Raw genomic sequence first — 5,221 nt, 5'->3', positions numbered from 1 at the left:
AAGCTGTTAGCTCTTTAAAAAGAAGAAACAGACAATCTGTGTGGGCACTTGCGAGACGAAAGATTAAAAGTCTACGGACTAAAAAGATTAAGAAGTCTTGATAAGTGACACTGAAGATTCATTTGAATATGTCAGAGACAGTTATTGAGCATCAAACTTTAAATTGAAGAGTTTGATCATGGCTCAGATTGAACGCTGGCGGCAGGCTTAACACATGCAAGTCGAACGGTAACATGAGTGCTTGCACTTGATGACGAGTGGCGGACGGGTGAGTAATGTATGGGGATCTGCCAGATGGAGGGGGACAACAGTTGGAAACGACTGCTAATACCGCATAAAGTTGAGAGACCAAAGTACGGTTCCGCGAGGACGTGCGCCATTTGATGAACCCATATGGGATTAGCTAGTTGGTGGGGTAAAGGCTTACCAAGGCGACGATCTCTAGCTGGTCTGAGAGGATGACCAGCCACACTGGAACTGAGACACGGTCCAGACTCCTACGGGAGGCAGCAGTGGGGAATATTGCACAATGGGGGGAACCCTGATGCAGCCATGCCGCGTGTATGAAGAAGGCCTTCGGGTTGTAAAGTACTTTCGGTAGTGAGGAAGTTTTGGGTATGAAAAGTGCCTAGAATTGACGTTAGTTACAGAAGAAGCACCGGCTAACTCCGTGCCAGCAGCCGCGGTAATACGGAGGGTGCGAGCGTTAATCGGAATGACTGGGCGTAAAGGGCATGTAGGCGGATAATTAAGTTAGGTGTGAAATCCCTGGGCTCAACCTAGGAATTGCATTTAAAACTGGTTATCTGGAGTATTGTAGAGGAAGGTAGAATTCCACGTGTAGCGGTGAAATGCGTAGAGATGTGGAGGAATACCGGTGGCGAAGGCGGCCTTCTGGACAGATACTGACGCTGAGATGCGAAAGCGTGGGGAGCAAACAGGATTAGATACCCTGGTAGTCCACGCTGTAAACGATGTCGATTTGGAGTTTGTTGCCTAGAGTGATGGGCTCCGAAGCTAACGCGATAAATCGACCGCCTGGGGAGTACGGCCGCAAGGTTAAAACTCAAATGAATTGACGGGGGCCCGCACAAGCGGTGGAGCATGTGGTTTAATTCGATGCAACGCGAAGAACCTTACCTGGTCTTGACATCCACAGAATCTTGTAGAGATATGAGAGTGCCTTCGGGAACTGTGAGACAGGTGCTGCATGGCTGTCGTCAGCTCGTGTTGTGAAATGTTGGGTTAAGTCCCGCAACGAGCGCAACCCTTATCCTTTGTTGCCATCGATTAGGTCGGGAACTCAAAGGAGACTGCCGTTGATAAAGCGGAGGAAGGTGGGGACGACGTCAAGTCATCATGGCCCTTACGACCAGGGCTACACACGTGCTACAATGGCGTATACAAAGGGAGGCGACCTCGCGAGAGCAAGCGGACCTCATAAAGTACGTCTAAGTCCGGATTGGAGTCTGCAACTCGACTCCATGAAGTCGGAATCGCTAGTAATCGTGAATCAGAATGTCACGGTGAATACGTTCCCGGGCCTTGTACACACCGCCCGTCACACCATGGGAGTGGGTTGCACCAGAAGTAGATAGCTTAACCTTAGGGAGGGCGTTTACCACGGTGTGATTCATGACTGGGGTGAAGTCGTAACAAGGTAACCGTAGGGGAACCTGCGGTTGGATCACCTCCTTACGAAGAGCTCGTAAGTGTTCACACAGATTGTTTGTTTAGAAAGAGAAATAATTAAGTCCCCTTCGTCTAGAGGCCTAGGACATCGCCCTTTCACGGCGGTAACAGGGGTTCGAATCCCCTAGGGGACGCCATAAAATGTGATGAAATTATTTTTCTAAAAATTATTTTTGTGTTTACTTAATTTAGTTATTAAGTGAATAGAAAGATAAAGCTCTTTAACAATAAGGAACAAGCTGAAAGAAACGAGTTCTCGTTTTGCTGGAGGAATCGATATGTAAATATAGGTGACTGAAAGCGAAAAGAGAAGAAAGCGTAATTAACCAAGACAACTGTGAGTTGTAAGGTTAAGAAATTAAGCGTACACGGTGGATGCCTAGGCAATCAGAGGCGAAGAAGGACGTGTTAATCTGCGAAAAGCGACGGTGAGCTGATAAAAAGCGTTATAGCCGTTGATGTCCGAATGGGGAAACCCAATGTAGGTAACTACATTATTGTCTGATGAATCCATAGTCAGATGAGGCGAACCGGGAGAACTGAAACATCTAAGTACCCCGAGGAAAAGAAATCAACCGAGATTCCCTGAGTAGCGGCGAGCGAAAGGGGAGGAGCCCAAGCGGGTAGCATAGTATATTAGTGGAAGCGTTCAGGAAAGTCGCACTATAGAGGGTGAAAGTCCCGTACACGAAAGTATATTATGTGGAAGCTTATAGAGTAGGGCGGGACACGTGATATCCTGTCTGAAGAAGGGGGGACCATCCTCCAAGGCTAAATACTCCTGATTGACCGATAGTGAACCAGTACCGTGAGGGAAAGGCGAAAAGAACCCCGGGAGGGGAGTGAAATAGACCCTGAAACCGTGTACGTACAATCAGTGGGAGCATGTATCATTAGATATGTGTGACTGCGTACCTTTTGTATAATGGGTCAGCGACTTATATTCTGTAGCAAGGTTAACCGAATAGGGGAGCCGAAGGGAAACCGAGTATTAACTGTGCGTTAAGTTGCAGGGTATAGACCCGAAACCCGGTGATCTAGCCATGGGCAGGTTGAAGGTTGGTTAACACTAACTGGAGGACCGAACCGACTAATGTTGAAAAATTAGCGGATGACCTGTGGCTGGGGGTGAAAGGCCAATCAAACCGGGAGATAGCTGGTTCTCCCCGAAAGCTATTTAGGTAGCGCCTCATGAGTAACTGTTGGGGGTAGAGCACTGTTTCGGCTAGGGGGCCATCCCGGCTTACCAACCCGATGCAAACTCCGAATACTGACAAGTTTAATCATGGGAGACACACGGCGGGTGCTAACGTTCGTCGTGAAGAGGGAAACAACCCAGACCGCCAGCTAAGGTCCCAAAGTCATAGTTAAGTGGGAAACGAAGTGGGAAGGCTTAGACAGCTAGGATGTTGGCTTAGAAGCAGCCATCATTTAAAGAAAGCGTAATAGCTCACTAGTCGAGTCGGCCTGCGCGGAAGATGTAACGGGGCTAAAACTATGCACCGAAGCTGCGGCAGTGCACGTAAGTGCATTGGGTAGGGGAGCGTTCTGTAAGCCGTAGAAGGTATGTTGTGAGGCATGCTGGAGGTATCAGAAGTGCGAATGCTGACATAAGTAACGATAAAGCGGGTGAAAAGCCCGCTCGCCGGAAGACCAAGGGTTCCTGTCCAACGTTAATCGGGGCAGGGTGAGTCGACCCCTAAGGAGAGGCCGAAGGGCGTATCTGATGGGAAACGGGTTAATATTCCCGTACTGGCTATAACTGCGATGGGGGGACGAAGAAGGCTAGGTTATCCACCTGTTGGATGGTGGTTTAAGCGTGTAGGGGTGTGATTAGGCAAATCCGGTCACTGAGACCCTGAGGCGTGATGACGAGCTACTAAGGTAGTGAAGTAATTGATGCCAAGCTTCCAGGAAAATCCTCTAAGCTTCAGGTTATAGTTAATCGTACCCGAAACCGACACAGGTGGTCAGGTAGAGAATACTCAGGCGCTTGAGAGAACTCGGGTGAAGGAACTAGGCAAAATGGTGCCGTAACTTCGGGAGAAGGCACGCTGATGGTAATTGAACTCCCACGCGGATGTAGGTGAAATCAGTCGAAGATACCAGCTGGCTGCAACTGTTTAATAAAAACACAGCACTGTGCAAACACGAAAGTGGACGTATACGGTGTGACGCCTGCCCGGTGCTGGAAGGTTAATTGATGGGGTTATGCGAATGCAGAAGCTCCTGATCGAAGCCCCAGTAAACGGCGGCCGTAACTATAACGGTCCTAAGGTAGCGAAATTCCTTGTCGGGTAAGTTCCGACCTGCACGAATGGCGTAATGATGGCCAGGCTGTCTCCACCCGAGACTCAGTGAAATTGAATTTGCCGTGAAGATGCGGTGTACCCGTGGCAAGACGGAAAGACCCCGTGAACCTTTACTATAGCTTGACAGTGAACATTGAGCCTTAATGTGTAGGATAGGTGGGAGGCAAAGAAGCATGCACGCCAGTGTGTGTGGAGTCGACCTTGAAATACCACCCTTTAATGTTTGATGTTCTAACCTATACTTCTGAATCGAGGTAAGGGACACTGTCTGGTGGGTAGTTTGACTGGGGCGGTCTCCTCCCAAAGAGTAACGGAGGAGCACGAAGGTTAGCTAATCCTGGTCGGACATCAGGAGGTTAGTGCAATGGCAAAAGCTAGCTTGACTGCGAGAGTGACGGCTCGAGCAGGTACGAAAGTAGGTCATAGTGATCCGGTGGTTCTGAATGGAAGGGCCATCGCTCAACGGATAAAAGGTACTCCGGGGATAACAGGCTGATACCGCCCAAGAGTTCATATCGACGGCGGTGTTTGGCACCTCGATGTCGGCTCATCACATCCTGGGGCTGAAGTAGGTCCCAAGGGTACGGCTGTTCGCCGTTTAAAGTGGTACGCGAGCTGGGTTTAGAACGTCGTGAGACAGTTCGGTCCCTATCTGCCATGGGCGTAGGAAAATTGAGAGGGTTTGCTTCTAGTACGAGAGGACCGAAGTGAACGCACCGCTGGTGTTCGGGTTGTGATGCCAATTGCATTGCCCGGTAGCTACGTGCGGAATAGATAAGTGCTGAAAGCATCTAAGCACGAAACTAGCCTTAAGATGAGTTTTCCCTGAAGAGATTCAGTAAGGTTCGTTTGAGACTAAGACGTAGATAGGTCAGGTGTGTAAGTGTAGTGATACATTGAGCTAACTGATACTAATGAACCGAGAGTCTTAACCTTACAACTCGGAGTTGTTTTGTGATTACGTGAAGAGAAGCGTTTGATGACTAAGTCATCGAAATTGGATTAAATGTTGATTGAGTGGTTTGTTCCGAATTGAGAGATTGGTGTTATTATGAGATAATGAGCACTGATTGTAGAAGAGAAAAGAATATGTCTGGCGGTAATAGCGCGGTGGTCCCACCTGACCCCATGCCGAACTCAGAAGTGAAACGCCGTAGTGCCGATGGTAGTGTGGGTATTACCCATGTGAGAGTAGGGTGCCGCCAGACTTTTTAAAT

At 48.8% G+C, this 5,221-nt stretch carries 1 tRNA gene and 3 rRNA genes; all 4 read left to right on the top strand.

The features are described 5' to 3' along the window. Nucleotides 1–160 precede the first annotated feature (160 nt). The 4 genes from A9G48_RS10530 (at nucleotide 161) to rrf (ending at nucleotide 5,212) form a co-directional block, all read left to right on the top strand. Nucleotides 161–1,698 (top strand): 16S ribosomal RNA (locus tag A9G48_RS10530). A 55-nt stretch (nucleotides 1,699–1,753) separates the two neighbouring features. Continuing rightward, nucleotides 1,754–1,829, top strand: a tRNA-Glu gene (locus A9G48_RS10525). A gap of 211 nt (nucleotides 1,830–2,040) precedes the next feature. Beyond that, nucleotides 2,041–4,940: ribosomal RNA gene (locus A9G48_RS10520) — 23S ribosomal RNA — on the top strand. 156 nt (nucleotides 4,941–5,096) lie between these two features. Beyond that, nucleotides 5,097–5,212: ribosomal RNA gene (gene rrf, locus A9G48_RS10515) — 5S ribosomal RNA — on the top strand. Together the 16S, 23S and 5S rRNA genes with 1 tRNA gene alongside form the textbook arrangement of a ribosomal RNA operon. Nucleotides 5,213–5,221 lie beyond the last annotated feature (9 nt).

It is taken from the genome of Gilliamella sp. wkB18 (assembly GCF_001690875.1).
Taxonomy (GTDB): Bacteria; Pseudomonadota; Gammaproteobacteria; order Enterobacterales; family Orbaceae; genus Gilliamella; species Gilliamella apicola_A.
Note: the sequence above shows the minus strand (reverse complement) of the source record. Positions and strands in the feature narration are given on the sequence as shown.